This is a genomic window from Paenibacillus sp. IHBB 3054, assembly GCF_051594305.1.
Taxonomy (GTDB): domain Bacteria; phylum Bacillota; class Bacilli; order Paenibacillales; family Paenibacillaceae; genus Paenibacillus_AQ.
In genome coordinates this window covers 721,690-743,173 of sequence record NZ_JBOFBG010000001.1, presented here as the reverse complement: position 1 = coordinate 743,173, position 21,484 = coordinate 721,690, and the positions used below count along the sequence as shown (strand labels likewise).

The window sequence follows — 21,484 nt, the reverse complement described above, 5'->3', positions numbered from 1 at the left end:
AGCGGGACACGATAGTTCAAACACGACATGTAGACAGCCAGTCATTACGATCGGCTGTCTTTGTTGAATTGCCTACAGAAACCCCTTTTCTCTCAATAATTTTTCTGTGCTTTCCCACAACCTGCGCTGCATTGCATCATCTCCTCCGGGAGAGACTGGCTCAATGGAATGTCCTGTTCCGACATTAAAGTATCCACCCGTCTTTTCTAGATATTCCGGATCAACAATTAATCGGGTAATAATATCGGTTCCTCTTCGCGGATCTCCAAGGTGCAGGGCTTTCAACAATCGTTCGAGGACGGGGGCGAACCAAAGTTCTCGCCCGAGTCCAGTAACATTAAATCCAGGATTCAGTGCATTTACGCTAATCCCCGTACCTGACCACCGCCGCGCTAGTTCAGCCGAGAACATAATATTTAATAATTTGGTTTTTCCATAGATAGGGGATGAGCCGCGAGCGGTAAAGGGAGTTGTATCTGTTAAATCCTCTGGTAGCTTCAATATACCGTGACGGCGTGAAGCTTCAGAGGCAACATTGACAACTCTGGCATGGCTCGAGTTTTGCAGGGAAGGTTTTAGAATCTGTGTTAAAATCCAGGGAGCGAAATAATTGACGGTAATCATCTCAGGAAGACCCTCGGGGGTGATGCGAGGCTTAAAAGCATGAATCCCCACATTGTTCAACAGCACATCAATTTTAGGATATTCGGCAGCTATTTCACTCCCAACCCGTGAAACATCTTTAATTGACGAAAAGTCTCCATAAAAGAAATCAATATTCGCTGAAGGTGCTTGTTCCTTAATGCGTTCTCTCGTGATTTCAGCGCGTTCTTTACTCCGGGCAGTTAAAATAAGGTCGAATCCGCGTTTTCCTAATTCGAGCGCGACAAGCTGCCCAAGTCCACTGGTAGCACCAGTAATGACAACATTTTCTTTATTAGCCATCGTCATTTCTCCTTCCTATGATACACTTTAAGAGTGGATAATCACTATAACCTACCTATGAAATTAATTGACATATATCCACTATATTGATTTGGTTGATATATGTCAACTATTTAAAGGTTTGATTTAGACCTAAAGAAAGGTGAATAAGAATGAACGAGATAAACGTACCTAGGGATAGACTTGAGCTTGAATTGGGCGAACAGCTTAATGCTCTTATTAGTTCTGCACATGCATTAAACGTAAAAGCCGCTGCTAAATTCGATTCCTCCATACAGCCTGCCGCCTTCCATCTTGTTCGCTGGCTGTATTCCTATGGCGCCACTAATGCCGCCGCTTTAGCTGAATCAACAGCAATGGATCGAAGTTCGGTCAGTCGCCTCGTCAAACAACTTCAAGCTTTGGGATATGTAAAACGAGAATCGTCGGCTAATGATGGACGGGGAGTTGTATTATCTCTTACCGATTACGGGCAACAAAAAGTTTTAGATGCGCTAAAGGAAAAAGAGTCTGTGTACTATGAACGGCTTTTGGACTGGAAAGATGCAGAACTTCATGATTTCATCCAAAGGCTGAGGCGCTTTAATGGATTTCGTAGTTAAAGTGGAACCCTTAAAGAAAACGCAATTAGCAGCGAAAGAGTTGAGCTAATGAGTAACTTTAATCCAATACATCATGGAGCAGATTGCGTCCTGCAGCTGCTCCATTTTTATTGAGCTAAACGGGCAGGATAGTTTAATCAACTTGGTGTAAAATTATGATAAAAATCTTGAGTTAACAGGAGGGGATTACTGTTAGAATCCATATTATTGGTGGGGCAGGAAGTGGTAAATCATACATAGCAGAGTTGTTAAGTCAGAGACTCAATATTCCACATTATGATTTAGATGATTTTTTTTGGGACAATGAAGCCGAAGCGTATGGGGTGAAAGCTTCGGAGAAACAACGGGATCAAAAACTTAAGGAATTTGTAAGTCATGACTCATGGATTATAGAAGGTGTATACAGGTCATGGGTAGAACCAAGTTTTTCTGCTGCTGATAAGATTATTGCTCTGATTCCTCCTGTATCTCTCCAAGAAACGAGAATATGGAAACGCTATGAAGACCGAGTTTCAGGAACTGACAAGTGTGAAATGTGTGAGACTCTCAATGGTGTCAGGAACCTATTAGCGTGGAATGCAAAATATAATCTTGAAAAACTTCCTCATTTTATAAAGAACTGTGAGTATAAAGATAAGATTATTACCGTAACTGATAATCTGGATGTTATTGAGCTACTTTGTAACTAAACTAAAGGAGTGTATTTTATTAACGAGTTGGATAAACATAACTCGGCAGTCGGCCAAAAGGATCGGCTGTTTTTTGATTTAACTAAGGGCAGGATTCTTAAACCATTTCACGAATTCTAAAAATATGGAACTTCAATGTTTATAATAATACTTTAGCGGAGGATTCCGAATGAATATTGAATGGATTAATGAGGATTACAAGGAAGCGAATAAAATATTTGACTCCACCCGGGAAGTTTGTGAATGGGCTGATTCTCTCTATCCTGACTTCGCAGGTGGACAAAGAGTTAACGTTGGGTACGCGACTCCTGATGATAAAGTTTACACCTATTTAGTAGAGCATCTTCCGAAATGGGCAAGCAACAACAATGTAATGATTAATATCAATACTTCACAGGATTTAGTCAATGGGAAGATGATATATAAGATTTGGGTAACACCGTTTAAAGATCAAAAAAATCATTAAAATTTCGAATCGTTAAGCTTATGAAATACAATTATTCAATGCCGAAAGATTATCTCCCGGTAGCCTTTCATTCTACTAACGGGCAATATAGTTGAACCAAGCGGAAAATCCCAATTAAGTGAGCTGGTTAAAGTGCATGAATTTGTAGTACGAGGGAAAAAGGGCTGTTTTGTACAAATCACCATAGAAGAGGCATTCGATTTTCCGAACATGACAAGCCATTTTGGTGGATATGATGTTAGAGGTATTGTAGAAATTAAGAGTGGGAACTATTACGTCAAGGGTCAGTTGTGGTTCTCAACAGGTGAAGTGTACCAGTTCTACGATCAGTTGATACGGTGTATGGCTGATTTAGACGGGGTTGCAGCATTGATAAATTCTGAAGTGAACCTAAAGCTAGAAGTTAAGTTTAACAAGCGAGGGCAGGTCATCATTGAAGGTTACTTCAAGGAGTTTGCACACGAGGGCAATGAGTTAATATTTGAAATCGAAAGCGATCAAAGCTTTTTTGTGGAGACGCTCGACGGATTGAAACAAATCGTTAACCACTATGGGGACATGAAAGGAATATGTCCTAAGTAGCCATCCGCGTATCATGACCTACAACCTAACCAAAGGCGCACTAAATACATTCACCCTACACCTGGCTCAGCTTCTGGGTCCGCGGGGATTACTGTGAACGCTGTCATGCCCGGCATAATCGATACCGACGTAAATGCGTCGTGGCTACACACTCCAATGGCCGTAAGCACTTGGACGCGTCGGCGAACCTTCGGATATCGCAGACATCGTCGCCTTCACGGCGTCACCTGACGGCCGATGGATAACGGGACAAATGATGGATGGACCGGCGGATCGCATTTGTGAACTATGTCAGAACAGAAGCTAAGGTGGACGAAAGTCCATTCTATTTATTGATGTTTGGATGGAAATAGAGATTTTGTTGCGCTAACGGGAGGATACTTTCATAAGCAGGCAGGCTGTATTGCTCAATGAGAATCTAAAATAGGAAATAAAAACAGATTAACTTCTCTTTTACAAAAGGTTTTTTACCATTATCATTTTACTAAAGATAAAAGTGAGAGAGATGAAGAGTGGTCAAACTACATGTTTCCGAGAACTCTCTTCGATACAGATATTGCGTAACTGCCGGATCACATTTCTAGAAAAGAAATCAGGAATAATCATCGTTAGGTTGCGGAGGTAAAGATGATTTAAATAATATGGGGTGTTTTGAAATGACTATAAAAAAACCTGTCCGTGGTTTATTTTTTGACCTTGGTTGGACGATTTTTCGCCCTGCAACAGGTGATTGGAGAATAACAGTAAAAGCTTTGGAATATATAAATCCACAAATTCTATGGTCAATACCACAAGATAAACTTAATAGTGCAATTTCAAAAGCAAACGAATACGTTAAAAATGAAATTTACAAAACTGAAGACGAGGAGCTTGAAAGGTATACAAATTATTATAGAACAATTGCTGAAATGTTACCTGAAATTAATATTACAAAAGAACAAGCTAAAATTATTGCATATGATAGAGTGTATAACGATTCTAATTATGTTTTTTTTGATAATACAAAAAAGATAATTGAAGGTCTTAAAGAAAAGTATAAGATTGGAGTTATTTCAGATACTGACCCATCAATCAAAAGGGTTCTAAAAAATGCAGGTATATATGATTATTTTGATAATATGGCACTTAGTTATGAGCTTGGAGAAAATAAACCAAGTCCCGGCATGTTTAGACACGCACTTGAGGTAATGAATTTGCCAGCTATAGAAACAGTACTTATCGATGATTATGAAAAAAACTTAGATGGTGCATCAACTTTGGGTATACAATCAATATTAACCCTTTCAAGACCAGACTCTCAAGAAAGCACAAAATATCTAAGCATTAAAAAGCTATCCGATTTATTGTTATATTTATAAAATCATAATTGTGATTTGAATATCGCAATATGAGAATAAATCCATTGATCTTATGTAATTTCGCTAACAGAAAACATTAGCTCAATAAAACAGCGACAGTCCAGGACTTTATTTCGTCCACGGCTGCCGCTGTTTTTATATTGAGGGCTAGTCTAATGCTTTATTTACTTTATTCTTACTGATAAATGCGGTAATTTCCGCTTAAGGCCAGCAGACTGAAGAAATACAGGCAGTTGTCGTAATACCGGCGGACCCCGCTGCGCAGAGGCGTATTCCAGAAGAGCCTTGCGAACGGCTCCGCATCCGGTCCATCGGCAGCGAGCGAGGCCATGGCCAGCGTAGCCAGGAGTCCGACCGGATGCAGTGCCGGTTCCTCGAACGGATGGCCGTCAATGGTGTATCGGCGGTAATCCGCAGGTTCAATGTCCCGGAAGAATTGCTGAATCCGGTTCGACTGCTCGATCTGCCAGGGATCGCTGCGGAACCATTCATAGTCCAGCGCAATATTGGCCGCTACGCGGTAGGCATCACTGAAGAAGTGCCGGAAATCGCCATGGGGCTGAGGAGCTGCAGGTGTGCCGTCGAAATTTGCGTATTCCGGGGAAAGGCCGGTTACCGGATGGCAGGCTTGATGCAGGTAGACTCTACTTGCTTCCGCAGCCTCCTTCCAGAATGTGCGGTCCTGCTTGTCTGCCTCCCGGGCAAACAATTCGTAGAAATGAGGCAGATGGTAGGAAGGATCACTGAAAGGAGATTCGGGAACAAACTTGATCAGCTTTTTCGCCGGGTCCCACATCGGGTCCCCCTCTCCGTGCTCTCCTTGATGTACGCAAGCGCGGAGAATCGTCTTCGCCTGTTCGGAATAGTTGTACGGCTCCGGCCCGTCACCCCAGCGGCTGGAAGCGAAGAACAACGCCATCGCGAAGAATTCTTCACCGTCCGGTGCGGGTCCTTGGGACAGGCGGCTGCCGTCCGGCTTGCAGTGCCAGGCAAAATAATCCTTGTAGCGTCCTTCCGTATGCTGCATGAACACCTTGGAGAAAAGCCACAGCCGGTCGAATTCATCTTTCTTGTCCATTTGCACAGCCATCATCATCCCGTAGGACATGCCTTCGGAGCGCACATCGGAATTTCCGGTATCCAGCATATAGGCTTTATCGTTGTCCGCCGGATAATAGATCCGCACATCGGGAGCCCCGTAGAACAAATCGTTCCACGCCCGTTCAAGCCTTGCTTGAATCTCCTCTTCCGTATAGCCAATTTCTCTGAACAGATTTCTATATTCATGCGTGTAATAAGAATCCTCTTTGTTAATGTTCATAGCGCCCTCCAGTGGAACTGATTTTGCCCAAAGTATAGCATGGCGGAAGGTGAACAAATTAAAGCGTTTTCCCTGAAAAATATAGTTCAAACCTATTTTAATAAAAAAATAAAATCTAAATAAATAACATTATATGGTAAAAACCCTTGACATGCATATGATAGAATTTATTTAAAAGTGTTTTTTTTGTTCAAATTAGGAGGCCTTATGCATAAATATATAAGTGTTCACGGAGCCAGGGAAAATAATCTGAAGAATGTCAGTCTTAACATCCCACGCAACCAATTCGTAGTTTTTACCGGGGTAAGCGGATCGGGCAAATCGAGTCTGGCTTTTGATACGTTGTATGCCGAAGGACAAATGCGTTATGTGGAATCGCTCTCGTCCTACGCCCGGCAATTTCTGGGGCTTAGGGGCAAGCCGGATGTCGATTCTATCGACGGACTTTCACCTGCGGTAGCCATCGAGCAAAAGACGACTTCAAACAATCCGCGTTCAACAGTGGGGACAGTTACGGAAATTTATGATTATTTGCGCTTGCTGTGGTCCAAGATCGGAATTCCCCATTGCCCCTCCTGCGGGAGAAGGGTTGAACGCCAATCTGTGGATCAGATTGTGGAACAGATCAGCAGTCTTCCTATCGGAACCAAATACGAAATACTGGCTCCCGTCGTCCGTGACCAAAAAGGAGAGCATCAGCATGTATTCGAACAGGCCAAACAAAATGGATATGTCCGGGTCCGGGTGAATGGGGAGGTTCATGACTTATCCGGTGAAATACGCTTGGACAAAAATAAAAAACATCAAATCGCAATTGTGATTGATCGTCTGATAGTGAAGGATATAGATGTTCAAAGGCTGTCAGACTCCCTGGAAACGGCATTGTCGCTCTCTGGCGATCTGGTCGTTATTCGACAAACCGGCAGCGGTGAAGAAACCTTATTCTCGCAAACCTATGCCTGCCCTTACTGCTCGATCTCACTGCCGGAGTTATCCCCGCGTATGTTCTCGTTCAACAATCATGAGGGGGCTTGTCCGGCCTGCTCGGGTTTGGGTTCGCATTTGAAGGTCGATCCGGGCAAGGTTATTCCTGATAAAAGCCGCTCGATCAACTCAGGCGGGATTGTGGCTAACGGCTGGAACAATGTCAAGAGTAATTCCTTTTGCAAAATGTACTATGAAGCGCTCGGAGCAAGGTATGGCTTCGATTTCGACACTCCGCTAGGCGAGCTTATGGAAGAAGCACTGGATGCGCTGCTGTATGGAACCCGTGGAGAGAAGCTTGAAGTGTATCATCCCAGTGAAGCCTTAAGAAAATATGTGAAAGAATCCTTTGAAGGCATTGTGAACAATCTGGAGCGGCGCTACCGCGAGACACAGTCTGAGGCGATGCAAAAAGAAATTGAAGAGTACATGTCCGTATTACCCTGTCCGGATTGTCACGGTGACCGCCTGTCCCCGGTTGTTCTTGCAGTTACTGTTAATGGGTTGAATATATCGGAATTCTGCAGGTTATCCATTGACGCGGAACTGCAATTGATTAGAAATCTGAGCTTGTCGAGGGAACATTCCAAGATTGCCGGTTCTATTCTTCAGGAGATTGATTCCAGGTATCAGTTCCTGAACAACGTAGGGCTAAACTATTTAACGCTTTCCAGAGCTGCCGGAACTTTATCGGGCGGTGAAAGCCAGCGCATTCGTCTGGCGACGCAGCTCGGTTCCGGGCTGATGGGGGTACTGTATATTTTGGACGAGCCTTCGATTGGGCTGCATCAACGGGACAATGACCGCCTGCTGCTGGCTTTGAAAAAAATGCGCGATCTCGGCAACACCTTAATCGTCGTGGAACACGATGAGGATACCATACGGCAGGCGGACTGGATCGTGGACATTGGTCCTTATGCCGGTACGAATGGCGGTGAAGTGGTTGTGCAGGGGAGACTTGAAGACATCCTGGCGGAGTCCCGCTCCATTACGGGCCAGTATCTTTCCCGGCAAAAGCAGATCCCCGTACCTGAAACGCGCCGTGCCGGAACTGGGCAACAGCTAACCATTACAGGGGCAGCCGCCAACAATTTGCAGGGGATTCATGTGTCGATTCCGCTCGGTACGTTCACTTGTGTCACAGGGGTGTCAGGCTCAGGAAAGTCTAGTCTGGTCAACGAAATCCTGTACAAAAAGCTGGCAGCATCGCTCAACAGGGCTCATACCGTTCCCGGAGCTCACCTGAACATAGAAGGATTGGAGTATCTGGACAAGATCATCAATATCGACCAACAACCGATCGGACGCACCCCGCGATCCAATCCGGCCACCTATACAGGTTTGTTTGATAATATCCGCACGCTGTTCTCGCTCACCAATGAAGCGAAGATTCGTGCTTATGGCCCGGGACGGTTTTCCTTCAATATAAAAGGGGGCCGCTGTGAGGCTTGTGCGGGCGAGGGGCTGATTAGGGTGGAAATGCACTTTCTCCCGGATGTCTATGTGCCCTGCAGCATTTGCAAAGGGCGAAGATACAGCCGTGAAACGCTTGAGGTCCGCTATAAAGGCAAGAGTATTGCGGATGTACTGGAAATGACGGCTCAGGAAGCAGTTCAGTTTTTTGAGAATATTCCTAAAATCCGCAAAAAGATCGAGGCACTCTGCAGCGTCGGACTCGGTTATATTAAACTCGGGCAATCGTCCACCACATTATCCGGAGGGGAAGCGCAGCGGGTAAAGCTGGCAGCAGAGCTGCTGAAGCCGGCTACCGGGTCTACTATTTATGTCATGGATGAGCCGACGACCGGGCTGCATTTTTCAGATGTGCATCAATTGATTGATGTGCTGCATTCGTTAACCGATGCGGGCAATACCGTAGTCGTTATTGAACATAATCTGGATTTGATCAAAAATGCAGATTACATCATTGATCTGGGACCTGAAGGTGGAGCGGAAGGCGGAACGATTGTATGCACAGGCACACCGGAGCAGGTAGCTTCTGTTGAAACTAGCTATACAGGCCAATATTTAAAAAAAGAGCTGGATAAAAGTTGTGTGCAGAGTGGATGAAAGGAGCATTGCCGCAATGAACTGGGTAAATGAACAAATCTATCATACCGGGTATGGCCCTGGAATTGTCGTCAGCCATATCGACGGACGGATAAGCGTGTTATTTTCTGACGCCATTGGTGAAAAAAGCTTTCTGTACCCGGAAGCCTTTGAGCGCTATTTGAAAACAGCCAATCCTTCTTTTCAGGAACAAGCTGCTGCAGATTTACAATTGAAAAGGGAGCAGGTGGCGGCAGAAAAGATCCGCCAAGAGCAGCTTCGTATAGAAGAAATCCATAAGCTGGCTGAGGAAAAGCTGGCAGCAAAGAGCAAAGCCCGCAAGAAAGCAGCGCCGCGGAAGAAGAAAATTTAAGTAGAAGGAACTTTATTAATCCGGAGGAATTATCGTATGTATCAGTATGAGGATCAGGAATTTGCGGGGGATTCGTTTTTTTGAAGCGGACTTTTCGGATGCGGATCTGACAAAAAGCTGATCTAAGGGACTGTGACCTGACGCGGGTAGTTCTGAGCAGAGCCAAGGTGCAGGATGCCGACCTGCGGGGGGCCATTCTTGAGGGGATTGATTTGAAGACGCTGAATATCCGGGGAGCACGGATGGACAGAGAGCAAGCAGTTCTTTTTATGCGCTCTTATGGTGCAAAGGTAGACTGAAATATTGAAATGACAGGCAGTAGTTTGAACATAAAGGTGAGGTAAGCCGCATAAACGGCTTTGCCTCATCTTTTTTTGTATTTGCTTGATTTGGGTAAATATATGCTTGATTTGACAATGTCCCCGGTTGCCGGACTCGTGATAGGATGAAGAAAATTCTCACCGAACAAGGAGGAATTCTGCATATGAAAGCATCCAACGATAATAAACATACACTTGCTGACAGTGGATACAATGCCTGGTTAAGCTATCCGGTGCTGCCGCAAGGGAACGCATATCATCAATACGTGAAATGGTGCGGGGCCGTGAAGGTTGCCGAAGAGAACGATACGGTTCAGGCTGCGCTTCAGGAATGGCAAAGAGGTATTGAATCAATGCTGGGCATAAAGGTGTCATCCAAACCGGATGGGCTGTGTATTGCCATCGGCACCTTCCAGGGAGGAAATGAATTAATTTCCAGTTTGTTTGCTGAAGATACCCTTGCAAAGGTGGGCCCCGAAGGCTTTGCGATCCGATCCAGTGAAGAAAATGACTGCATTGCAGTAGGCGCTTCATCACCGGCGGGTGTTCTCTATGGTGTGTTTCACCTGCTGCGTCTGATCGGCAGCCTGCAGAGCATTGAAGGGTTGGACGAGGTAGTCAATCCAGTAAATGGGCTGCGGATGATCAACCATTGGGATAATTTTGACGGCAGTGTGGAGCGGGGATATTCGGGAGGATCGTTTTTGTATGAAAACAACCGTTTCACGGACGACCTGGAGCGTATCCGCGATTATGCGCGGTTGATGTCCTCGGCAGGCATTAACGCCATTGCGATCAATAATGTGAATGTCCATGCTCTTGAAACGCTGTTTATTTCGAAGTACCTGCCCGACGTTTCAAGAATCGCCGATGTGTTCAGGCTATATGGGATCAAGCTGTTCCTGAGCGTTAATTTTGCCGGTCCGATGCATGAAGGAGAAGTAGGGACAGCCGATCCCTTGGACCCTGAAGTACGCAGGTGGTGGCAGAGTAAAGCAGCCGAAATCTATGCAGCCATCCCCGATTTTGGCGGATTTGTGGTCAAGGCCGATTCGGAGAACCGCCCGGGTCCGTTCACCTATGGCCGGGACCATGCCGACGGGGCCAACATGCTGGCCGAAGCGCTTGAACCGTTTGGCGGAATCGTGATCTGGCGCTGCTTCGTCTATAACTGCAAGCAGGATTGGCGGGACCGCAAGACCGACCGGGCCAGAGCAGCCTATGACCATTTCAAACCGCTCGACGGCAAATTTAACGATAACGTGATCCTGCAGATCAAGAACGGCCCGATGGATTTCCAGGTCAGAGAGCCTGTATCGCCACTGTTTGGGGCGCTGGAGCGGACCAATCAGGTGATTGAATTCCAGATTGCCCAGGAATATACCGGCCAGCAGCGTCATGTCTGTTATCTGGTCCCCCAATGGAAAGAGATCATGGAATTCAACACCTATGCCAAAGGAGAGGCTTCCCCCGTAAAGCATATCGTGGATGGATCGCTGTGGGGCAACCGTTACAGTGGTATTGCAGCGGTTTCCAATGTGGGCAATGACAAGAATTGGACCGGCCATCTGCTGGCACAGGCGAATTTATACGGATACGGACGTCTGGCCTGGAATCCGGAGCTGACGGCAGAGCAAATCGCCAGTGAATGGATCTCGCTGACCTTTGGCACAGACCCGGTAGTATCAGGCGTCATTAGCCGGATTTTGCTTGAATCGTGGGAGATTTATGAATCCTACACGGCACCGCTGGGCGTAGGCTGGATGATCAATCCGGAGCATCATTATGGACCGAATGTCGACGGCTATGAATATTCGCAGTGGGGCACCTATCATTATGCCGACCATCGGGGAATCGGCGTAGACCGGACGGTTAAGACAGGCACTGGCTACAGTGCCCAATATTTAGGCAGCAATGCTGAGCACTATGATTCTCTGGAGGAATGTCCCGATGAATTGCTGCTGTTCTTCCACCATGTTCCGTATACCCATGTGCTTCATTCCGGGAAAACCGTGATCCAGCATATTTATGATGCCCACTTCGAAGGTGCGGAGCGTGCATCAGAGCTGTTGTCGATGTGGACCAGTCTGAAGGACAAGGTTGCAGAAGGTCTTTACCTGCAGGTGGAGGACCGCCTGAAGGAGCAGGCCAGTCATGCCAAGGAATGGCGCGACCAGATCAATACGTACTTTTACCGGAAGAGCGGCATCGAAGATAACAGCAAACGGGTCATTTACTGAGGGGGAACGGCCATGGATAAATATGGGGGCGTTGAAAGGAAAGAATTGACTACCTTCGGGCTCATTATAGATACATTAACGGCAGGAATTGATATACCGGACGGAACTGTAGACAAGCTTGAGCCAGGGTGTCTGGAGACAAAGGTGCAGGGAATCGTTACAGCCTTCTCCTCCTCACAGTATGTCATTGAACAGGCTGTCGCCTTGGGCGCCAATTTGATAATTACGCACGAAGGCATTTTTTTCAGCCATCACGATAATCGGGATTGGCTCATGCATGACCCTGTATATAAGCAAAAAGCTGATCTGATTGCAAGCACGGGATTGGGGATTTTCCGGTTTCATGATTACCTACACCGTTATACACCGGATGGAATTATGGAGGGATTGCTCCGGGCGCTTGATTGGCAGAAATATGTATCCGCGCATCAGCCGTCAGCGTCCATTCTGGCTATCCCTGCTATGGAGGTGTCAGAGGTAGCGGAATATCTGAAACAGCAGCTTCAAATTCCTTACGTCCGTGTAGCAGGCAGCCTCTCAACTTCATGCCGCAGAGTGGGAATACTGGTCGGTTACAGAGGCAGCGGTGCCACGGCGATCCCCTTATTTGAACAAGAGTCCCTTGATTTAATCATAGCCGGAGAAGGGCCGGAGTGGGAGACTCCAGAGTATATAAGGGACGCAGCCCATCAAGGGCGGGGTAAAGCCTTAATTATGCTGGGCCATGCAGAGAGCGAAGCACCCGGTATGAGTTATCTGGCAGAGCGGCTGACGGCACAGTTTCCACAGCTGCCAGTCCACTTTGTCAAAGAGCAGCCGTTGTTTCAAATCGTATAGAGAGTGAATCCACAAACGGGGGGAATCTTATCCATATGAGTATCAAAAGAAAACTGAATGCTGGCTGGCATTTCAGTAAACAGCCGCTTCATTCGGAGCTGGTGAAGGTAGCCGCCGATGCGGACTGGATGCCGGTTTCGCTGCCTCATGATTGGCTGATCTACAACACTCAAGAGCTCTATGAAAACGGAGAAGGCTGGTACCGCAAAATCCTCACTCTGGACGAAGTGCCAGCCCACAGCCGCCTGTCCCTGCGTTTTGAGGGAGTGTATATGAATTCTACGCTTTACGTGAACGGACATGTGGCGGGCGAATGGAAATACGGATACTCCACCTTTGAATTCGATATTACCCCTTATCTGATAGAGGGAGACAATACGATTAATATGCGTGTCATTCACGAATCACCCAATTCCCGCTGGTACTCCGGTGCCGGGATCTACCGCTCTGTGTGGCTGAAGACTTATCCGAAGACTCATATAGCGCCCGATGGCATTTATATTGCCGCCCGGCATGCGGGCGGCGAAGCCTGGACAGTCGATGTGGACTGCGAGCTGCAGGTGGAAGAAGGAGCGGAAACATCAGGCCTGAAGCTCCGCCACGCCATTCTGGACGCGGGCGGAACGGCAATCGCACATGGGGAATCTGCGCTCCCTGCGCAGGGCGGCGGTCTTATCGTTCATGCCCACAGCCGTCTGACCGTGGACCGGCCGGTGCTCTGGGATATCGGCAATCCCTGTCTGTATACAGTCCAGACGGAGCTGCTGGATCAGGATGAAGTTACCGAAGAAGAACGGCAAAGCTTCGGATTCCGTCAGGTGGAATTGGACAGCGAGAGAGGTTTCTTCCTGAACGGCAACCACGTCAAAATTTACGGTGTGTGCCAGCACCATGACCTTGGCTGTCTGGGCGCTGCCGTCAACAAGGCTGCGCTGCGGCGGCAGTTCGTCCTGCTGCAGGAAATGGGTGTGAACGCCATCCGCACCGCGCATAACATGCCTGCGGTTGAGCTCATGGAACTGGCGGATGAAATGGGCATGCTTATCGTCTCGGAGGCCTTCGACATGTGGGAGCGCAGCAAAACTCCCTACGACTACGCCCGTTTCTTCCCGGAGTGGTGGAAGAAGGATGTGGCCAGCTGGGTGCGGAGAGACCGCAACCATCCCAGCCTTATCATGTGGAGCATCGGCAATGAGATTTACGACACCCATGCCGTTGCCCGCGGCCAGGAGGTTACAAGGCAGCTGCAGGAGGAAGTGCTCACCCACGATCCCCGGGGCAATGCCTTCGTAACGATTGGCTCCAACTACATGCCTTGGGAGAATGCGCAGAAATGCGCCGATATTGTCAAGGTGGCGGGATACAACTACGGGGAGAAATATTATGACCGCCAGCATCAGGAGCACCCGGACTGGATCATCTATGGCAGTGAGACCTGTTCAACCGTACAGAGCCGGGGTATCTACCATTTCCCGCTGGCCCAGTCAGTGCTGGCCGACGATGATCAGCAGTGCTCCTCCCTCGGCAACAGCTCAACCAGCTGGGGGGCTAAAAGCACGGAGGCCTGCATCACGGCCGACCGTGATGCCACCTATTCTCTCGGACAGTTTCTGTGGACCGGCTTCGATTATATAGGAGAGCCGACTCCGTATTTCACCAAAAACTCCTACTTCGGACAATTGGACACGGCAGGGTTTCCGAAGGATGCTTATTACATTTACCAGGCGGAATGGACGGATTACAGAACCCATCCGATGATCCACATTTTCCCGTACTGGGACTTCTCGGAGGGGCAGCTCATTGATGTCCGGGTTTGCTCGAATGCTCCGCGGATTGAGCTGTTCTTCAATGATGTATCCCAAGGTACCTATGACATTGATCATGTCAATGGCCACAAGCTGCTTGGAGAATGGCAGCTGCCTTATTCTCCTGGTGTTCTTCGTGCAGTTGCCTATGATGATCTGGGTAATGTGATCGCTACGGAGCAGCAATCCTCCTTTGGCGATGCCGCCTCTCTGGTCCTGACTCCCGATAAGCAGCAAATTACGGCTGATGGTGAGGACCTGATCTTTGTTACGATTACCGCAGCTGACAAGGAAGGTCTTCCGGTGGCAAACGCCAATTACCGGGTTAGCCTTAGTATAGAAGGCCCCGGACGTCTGGTCGGTCTGGATAATGGCGACAGCACCGACTACGATCCATACAAAGGTGTAAGCCGCAAAATGTTCAGCGGCAAGCTGCTCGCTGTGATTGCCGGCACCCGGGAGACGGGCACGATCACCCTGCGTGCTTCTTCTCCTGAAATGCCTTCCGCCGAGTTGGTGCTGCAGTCCGCAGCACCAGAGCCCGGAACTGCTGCGGAAGACGGGTTATACCTCTATGCGGACTGTCCTTTGGAGGCAAGGGAAGAACCGGAAGAAATTCAGAGCAGGGTGGCTGCGGAAATTCCTGTGCGCAAGCTGGAACTGATCTGTCCTGAGGGCAATGTCCTTACTGCGGAGCATCCTGCGCTTCCGGTTCGTGTGAAGCTTCATCCGGAGAATGCTATCTTTCAGGATGTAGAGTGGCGCATTACCAATGCCGGAGGGATAGATGCCAATATAGCGACTATTGAGGCGAATGGTCATGAAGCGGTCATTACCGGTCTTGGAGATGGGAATGTGTACATCCGCTGCGGCACTGCTAATGGTGCTGATGGGATTCGGCTCTATTCGCAAATGGAATTCAAGCTCACCGGGCTAGGCCAAGCTTATCTGGACCCCTATGAATTTATATCCGCCGGCTATCACAGCGGCGCCAGCCTTAACCTGACCAACGGCAACGATCGCGGCGTTGCTACGGCGCGGGAAGGGGAGAGCCGGATCTGTTTTGAACGGATTGATTTCGGCGACTATGGGGCGGATGAAATCATTCTTCCTATTTTCTCCCTGGACGGCGAAGAGTTCCCGATTGAAATTTGGGAAGGTATTCCCGGAGAGCCGGGGGCCGGGCTGCTGTCCATCGTAACCTATCAGAAGCCGTCACAATGGAATGTATATCAGGAGGAAACCTACATGCTGCCCAAACGTTTGACGGGCATCACTTCCCTCTCCATTGTCCTGCGGCGGAAGATACACCTGAAAGGGTTCCGCTTTGTCCACAAGCGCAAAGCCTACGAACGGCTCGCCGCTCTTGAGAACAGCCGGATTTACGGAGACACCTTCAACGTCACGGAGACAGCTATCGAAGGCATCGGGAACAATGTCTCTCTTGTGTTTGACGGCATGGACTTTGGAGAGCAGGTTTGTACACGGATTGTAATCTGCGGGCGCTCTGCACTTGAGAACAATACGCTTCATCTGCTGTTCAGCGGTCCCGGGGGCGAATCCAAGCAGCTTGTGGAGTTTGCCGGTTCAGAGGGCTACACAGAGCGGGAATTTATCCTTGAGCCTGTAAGTGGCAGCCGGACAGTAACCTTCTTGTTCCTGCCAGGCAGCAGGTTTGACTTCCAGTGGTTTCAGTTCCGGCCTTCTGCTGATTAAGACAATAAATGTTATATAGATTGAACTTATAATTCTTCTATTATGGGGTTGGCCGTGACTACAGAGAATATTTGGACTTCCGGTCGCTGTTAGGTTTGGATTTCCTGATTTTAACCGCGAATCGCGGTAGAAATCCAAACCTAAAGGCGAACGCTACCGCTCCTCCAGTTCCAAAATTCCCCTCCGCCACTTTTCCCTACATGTAATTCTTAAGTTCAATCTATATAACTCAAAAAAACGCAAGATACCCGCAAAGGCGGTGGTCTTGCGTTTTTTTATTTGTGCATGTGGAAAGGGGAGGACTGCTGACCCAACAATTGTTGACAGTGTAGCTTAATAATCGACAATCGGGACGAATATATCGGAGATTTTTGTAGCTATAGCGACAGATTAATAGGCAAAGAGATTCATTGACCTGGAAAAGTATGGAGACTATAATCATAACAGGAAAATTCATTGGAGATATGAAACTCTGTGTAACAGCGTAGCGGATGCTTCTCGAAGACTCTAGTTGTAAGCGTATACACATGATGGATCTTTCCAAATTACCTACAGAGGAGGAGATCAATGGACCAATGTTGTCATATTAGAAGATTTTCTTTTTTTTCTCTTTAATGCAAACGTTTGCGCACGTTATCCTATTAAAATTAGATCAGGAGGTTGTTTATTTGGCACGAAAAACAGCTCGGAGATTAGTTTCATGGTTGGTTATTTTTGCGCTTTGCTTCAGCTTATTCGGCTTATCAGGAGGGGCTTCGGCCAGCGATACCGATTATACGGTCACCTATACAAGTTCTACAGCGACAGCTGTGACATTGCACTGGACTACCAATAACTGGACGAATACTGTGGACACGGCCATGGCCAGGAATGGGACCACATTTACGACGAACATCAATGTGCCGGAGGGTGCCACACTAATTTATTGTTATCATATTACGGCCCCGACAGATTACTGGGATAGCAATGGCGGGAAAAACTGGACGGTCACCATTCCGGTTACCGGGAAATACGAAGCCGAGAACGCAGGCTTGTCTGGAGGCGCAAAAGTAAATTCAAACCACACCGGATATTCCGGGACCGGGTTTGTGGATGGATACACCGCCTCCGGAGCAGCTGCAACTTTCAGCGTCCAGGCGTCCAGTCAGGCCTCCTATAATGTCACTCTTCGCTATGCGAATGCAACGGGCAGCGCCAAAAACATCTCCATTTATGTCAATGGAATAAAAGTAAAACAGACAACTTTGCCAAGCTTGGCCAATTGGGATACATGGGGCGACCAGACAGAAACGCTCTCCTTGCAGGCCGGAAATAATACGGTTGCCTACAAATACGACTCCACTGATACTGGAAACATTAATATCGACTATGTGACCGTCTCGCCTGGAGCTACTCCTACAGCCACCGCAACACCGACACCTACAGCAACACCTACATCCACTGCAACACCGACAGCAACTGCGACACCGACAGCAACTGCAACACCGACACCGACACCTACTGCAACACCGACAGCAACTGCAACACCAACACCCACTGCAACACCGACGGCAACCGTAACACCGACACCCACAGCTACCGCAGCCGGGGTAACGGTTCACATTAAGAAACCATCAAGCTGGAATTCAGCGATGCGAATCCATTATTGGAATCTGAGTCCGGCAACCGTTCCAACAAGCGGGGCATGGCCGGGAATTCTGATGAAGTCGGATGGGAACGACTGGTACAGCTATACCATTGCTGATGCCGCGGGCGCGAATCTTATTTTTAATGACGGCAGCGGTAAACAGACGGGCGATTTGTCCCGCAGTGTGAAGGAGTCCTGGTATTACACGGATAACGTGTGGTATGAAACCAACCCGGAAATCCCCAAAATTCCAGTGGTTTCAGTCTCTCCTGCGCCGAAAACATACGATTCTGCCCAGACAGTGAAACTTTCCAGTACCAATAGCGGCGATAAAATTTACTATACAACAGACGGCTCAACACCTACGGCAGCATCGGCTTTGTATACCTCGCCAATTCAGGTGGCTTCCTCTTTGACCATCAAGGCCTTTGGTGTGAACTCATTGGGTCAAGCAGGAAATGTAGTCTCTTTCGCTTATGTGATTGACTTAAATGCCGATTTTCAAGCCCCGACAATCACAGCGAATTTGCCTGTTGGGCATTCCGATTCCCAGGTCACTGTATCCTTCACGATAAAAGATAACAAGGCAGCAACGACGAGGGCATACTACACAGACGATGGTTCGGAACCATCCGCAAGTTCTAAAGCCTATATTTCAGGCAATGCACTGACCGGCTTGACTGGCCCTTCCATACTTATCTCCAAAACCACCACTTTGAAGTTTCTAATGATAGACGGCGCCGGCAATCAAACCACGCAAAGCTTTGTCTACAACATTGGAAAGTCGGGAGATTTCCGGGAAGACAGCATTTATTTCGTGATCACTTCGCGGTTCTATGATGGCGATCCGAGCAACAACGTGCATGCATGGGATGATGCCAAGGCGAATAATCCGGATTCGGACCCGGCTTGGAGAGGCGATTTCAAGGGGCTGATTCAAAAGCTTGATTACATCAAAGCTCTCGGATTCAGTGCCATCTGGATTACACCTGTTGTGGAGAATGCGAGCGGTTATGATTATCATGGTTATCACCCAATCAATTTTGCCAAAGTAGACCCAAGGTATGAATCGGCAGGCGCTTCCTATCAGGAGCTGATCCATGCGGCCCATGCCAAAGGGTTGAAGGTTATTCAGGATATCGTCGTTAATCATACCGGTAATTTCGGTGAAGAGAATCTGTTCCCCATGTTCAAGAAAGATGAGACCAAGCCGGACACCGTTAACAACATGCTCAAAATAACGGATAAGCTGCCGGCAAACTATGATTCCATGACACCCGATCAGCAATATCAGGCAAGACTTGCCTTAATGAAGACAGAGGGGACAAATAATAACATTTACCATACGGAGAAAAGTCTTTCCTGGGAATCTTATACCGTACAGACAGGACAGATTGCCGGAGACTGCGTCGACCTCAACACGGAGAATCCTGTAGTTGACCAGTATTTGATAGACTCCTATAACCAATATATTGATATGGGTGTAGATGCTTTCCGTCTCGATACAGTGAAGCATGTGAGCCGGTATATTTTTAATAAATACTTTATTCCTGCCTGGAAGACAAGAGGCGGCTCGGACTTCTTTATCTTTGGTGAAGTGGCCACCCGCTACAGAGATGTATGGAACAGCGGGATTCCGGCAATTTCGACACCATTTTATACCTGGAAATCTTCGAAATCGTATCCGGGCGATAATACAAATGATTACGCTTCCAATAAAGCGTCAGTTGAACAGGAGTGGGCAGATAACTCGACTACAGCAGGACAGCCTACCTCGAACAATGCTTTCCTGATCGGCAATACCTATCATGCGCCTGACTATTCGATGAAATCGGGTATGGATGTGATTGATTTCCCTATGCATTGGGCCTTCAAGTCAGCACAGGAAGCATTCAGTATGAAAAGCGGTGACCAATTCTATAACGATGCAACCTGGAACGTAACCTACATCGACTCTCATGACTATGCTCCCGACCAGGCTCCGGAAAATCAGCGCTTTGCCGGTACACAGGACACTTGGGCTGAGAATCTCGCTCTGATGTTCACTTTCCGGGGAATCCCCGCTATTTTCTATGGCTCTGAAATTGAATTCAAAAAGGGGTCCGTTATCGATGTAGGTCCAAACGCACCGCTCAGCACAACAGGCCGCGCTTACTACGGCGACCACATTGAAGGCAGTGTTACGGTACAAGATTACGGCAGATATACCAATGCTACCGGCACACTTGCGGACTCGCTCAACTATCCTCTGGCCAAACATATCAGACAGCTCAATCTAATCAGAAGAGCGGTTCCTGCTTTGCAGAAAGGTCAGTATTCTACAGAGAATGTATCGGGCAACCTGGCATTTAAGAGAAGATATACTGACAACGCCAAAGGCATTGACAGCTTTGCATTGGTTACGATTTCGGGAAATGCCACTTTTACCGGAATTCCGAACGGGACTTACGTAGATGCGGTGACCGGCGATTCCAAAACCGTTACCAACGGCACGATCACGCTGACATGCTCCGGTAAAGGAAATGCGAGAGTGTATGTATTAAACGGCAGCGGCGGAATTGGAGTGACGGGTACCTACCTGAAGTAACCAACAGCATGTCTTATTAAAAGAAGCACCCTCAGCCGGTATTTCACCGTACTGAGGGTGCTTCTACACTTTTGTGCAAAGTAATTTACAAAAATTTATTATAATTGAAAACATTATGAAACTTATCGACTATGGCTGGAGTCTATACTTCTAAAATATATAGAATGAACTTAATAACTACATAAAAGGGCAAAAGTAACGGAGGGGGATTTTGGAACTGTAGGAGCGGTAGCGACCGCCTTTGTCACCGGATTTCCACCGCATATGGCGGTTTAAATCAAGAAATCTGGGGACAACAGCGGCCGAAAGTCCAAATATTCACCGTAGTTACGTCCTCGCCCAAATGAGGAAATCTTAAATTCAATCTATATAGAAAACAATGATCAAGTCTGGAGGACTAATCATGAAATATACAACAAGACAATGGTTAATGGTGAGCTGTTTAGCAGTACTGGTGCTGGGAGGATGCAGCAACGTGTCTAATTATCCGAATAATACAGTTTCTCCTTCTACAACAGAAAGTGAAATCAATACTTTGACATATACCGATCAGCAGAAGAAGGAGATTCTCGCAGCGGCTCAAAAGGCTGGAGTTAAAACAGTGTATATCCCTACAATCGGCGGTGGGCCGGACGATTCTTTTGAAGATATAGAGGTGAAAGGGAATACGTTAATCCTTAAATTCCTGCGTATGGCTATTGCTCAATCTGAAGAAGAGATTGGGCCTGCTGTCGAGGGCGGCGATGAAAAAGAAGTGCAGCTTACCGATGAAGTAACCGGTAAATGGATTCCGGAAAATGAAAGCAGCGTGGCCTTTTTATATTTTAAAATAGGGGATACCTACTTGAATTATTCTTCAGCTAAACCATTCATCCCCCAAGAATATGAAGCCTCGGCTCGATCCATGATCCCCCTGGAATAGAATTTAGTACAATGAGGTATGGTAAAATAAAGGGAATTATTAATAGTCTTGATGACGGTTG

At 47.5% G+C, this 21,484-nt stretch carries 15 protein-coding genes; 13 read left to right on the top strand and 2 right to left on the bottom strand.

Features of this window, described 5'->3' with window-relative positions:
• Window positions 1-72: 72 nt before the first annotated feature.
• Window positions 73-945 carry an SDR family NAD(P)-dependent oxidoreductase gene (locus tag ACQ76X_RS03625; RefSeq protein WP_438491571.1) on the bottom strand — a complete coding sequence of 291 codons (873 nt, stop codon included), beginning with the start codon at window positions 943-945 and terminating at the stop codon, window positions 73-75.
• A 152-nt stretch (window positions 946-1,097) separates the two neighbouring features.
• Between ACQ76X_RS03625 and ACQ76X_RS03620 the strand changes: the two genes are divergently transcribed.
• From ACQ76X_RS03620 to ACQ76X_RS03600, 5 genes are all read left to right on the top strand, one after another.
• Window positions 1,098-1,547, top strand: coding sequence for a MarR family winged helix-turn-helix transcriptional regulator (locus ACQ76X_RS03620; protein ID WP_438491570.1), 450 nt, complete (start codon window positions 1,098-1,100; stop codon window positions 1,545-1,547).
• A 245-nt stretch (window positions 1,548-1,792) separates the two neighbouring features.
• The gene (locus ACQ76X_RS03615) at window positions 1,793-2,236 is read left to right on the top strand and encodes a hypothetical protein (protein WP_438491568.1); all 444 of its coding nucleotides are present in this window, start codon (window positions 1,793-1,795) and stop codon (window positions 2,234-2,236) included.
• Between the two features lie 169 nt (window positions 2,237-2,405).
• Window positions 2,406-2,702, top strand: a complete 297-nt coding sequence (locus ACQ76X_RS03610; RefSeq protein ID WP_438491566.1) for a hypothetical protein — start codon at window positions 2,406-2,408, stop codon at window positions 2,700-2,702.
• Between the two features lie 132 nt (window positions 2,703-2,834).
• Window positions 2,835-3,284: a WapI family immunity protein gene (locus ACQ76X_RS03605; protein ID WP_438491564.1), complete on the top strand. Its 450-nt coding sequence runs from the start codon at window positions 2,835-2,837 to the stop codon at window positions 3,282-3,284.
• A gap of 656 nt (window positions 3,285-3,940) precedes the next feature.
• Window positions 3,941-4,642, top strand: a complete 702-nt coding sequence (locus tag ACQ76X_RS03600) for an HAD family hydrolase (protein WP_438491562.1) — start codon at window positions 3,941-3,943, stop codon at window positions 4,640-4,642.
• A 175-nt stretch (window positions 4,643-4,817) separates the two neighbouring features.
• On the opposite strand, the gene ACQ76X_RS03595 is transcribed toward ACQ76X_RS03600, so the two are convergent.
• Window positions 4,818-5,963 carry a glycosyl hydrolase family 8 gene (locus ACQ76X_RS03595; RefSeq protein ID WP_438491560.1) on the bottom strand — a complete coding sequence of 382 codons (1,146 nt, stop codon included), beginning with the start codon at window positions 5,961-5,963 and terminating at the stop codon, window positions 4,818-4,820.
• Between the two features lie 207 nt (window positions 5,964-6,170).
• Here ACQ76X_RS03595 and uvrA point away from each other — a divergent pair, with 207 nt between their 5' ends.
• The 8 genes from uvrA (at window position 6,171) to ACQ76X_RS03555 (ending at window position 21,423) form a co-directional block, all read left to right on the top strand.
• Complete coding sequence (uvrA, locus tag ACQ76X_RS03590) at window positions 6,171-9,017, top strand: excinuclease ABC subunit UvrA (RefSeq protein ID WP_438491558.1); 2,847 nt, start codon at window positions 6,171-6,173, stop codon at window positions 9,015-9,017.
• A 16-nt stretch (window positions 9,018-9,033) separates the two neighbouring features.
• Window positions 9,034-9,369 (top strand): hypothetical protein, encoded by a 336-nt coding sequence (locus ACQ76X_RS03585; RefSeq protein WP_438491556.1) that lies wholly within the window; start codon window positions 9,034-9,036, stop codon window positions 9,367-9,369.
• A 167-nt stretch (window positions 9,370-9,536) separates the two neighbouring features.
• Entirely contained in the window at window positions 9,537-9,668 is a 132-nt protein-coding gene (locus tag ACQ76X_RS03580; RefSeq protein ID WP_438491554.1) for a hypothetical protein, read from the top strand.
• 185 nt (window positions 9,669-9,853) lie between these two features.
• Window positions 9,854-11,929 (top strand): alpha-glucuronidase family glycosyl hydrolase, encoded by a 2,076-nt coding sequence (locus ACQ76X_RS03575; RefSeq protein WP_438491553.1) that lies wholly within the window; start codon window positions 9,854-9,856, stop codon window positions 11,927-11,929.
• 12 nt (window positions 11,930-11,941) lie between these two features.
• Window positions 11,942-12,766 carry a Nif3-like dinuclear metal center hexameric protein gene (locus ACQ76X_RS03570; RefSeq protein WP_438491551.1) on the top strand — a complete coding sequence of 275 codons (825 nt, stop codon included), beginning with the start codon at window positions 11,942-11,944 and terminating at the stop codon, window positions 12,764-12,766.
• A 35-nt stretch (window positions 12,767-12,801) separates the two neighbouring features.
• On the top strand, window positions 12,802-16,287 hold the full coding sequence (locus ACQ76X_RS03565; protein ID WP_438491549.1) for a glycoside hydrolase family 2 TIM barrel-domain containing protein: 3,486 nt from the start codon (window positions 12,802-12,804) through the stop codon (window positions 16,285-16,287).
• A gap of 668 nt (window positions 16,288-16,955) precedes the next feature.
• Entirely contained in the window at window positions 16,956-20,501 is a 3,546-nt protein-coding gene (locus tag ACQ76X_RS03560; RefSeq protein WP_438491548.1) for an alpha-amylase family glycosyl hydrolase, read from the top strand.
• Window positions 20,502-20,904: 403 nt separating this feature from the next.
• Window positions 20,905-21,423, top strand: coding sequence for a hypothetical protein (locus ACQ76X_RS03555; RefSeq protein WP_438491547.1), 519 nt, complete (start codon window positions 20,905-20,907; stop codon window positions 21,421-21,423).
• The last annotated feature ends 61 nt before the right edge of the window (window positions 21,424-21,484 follow it).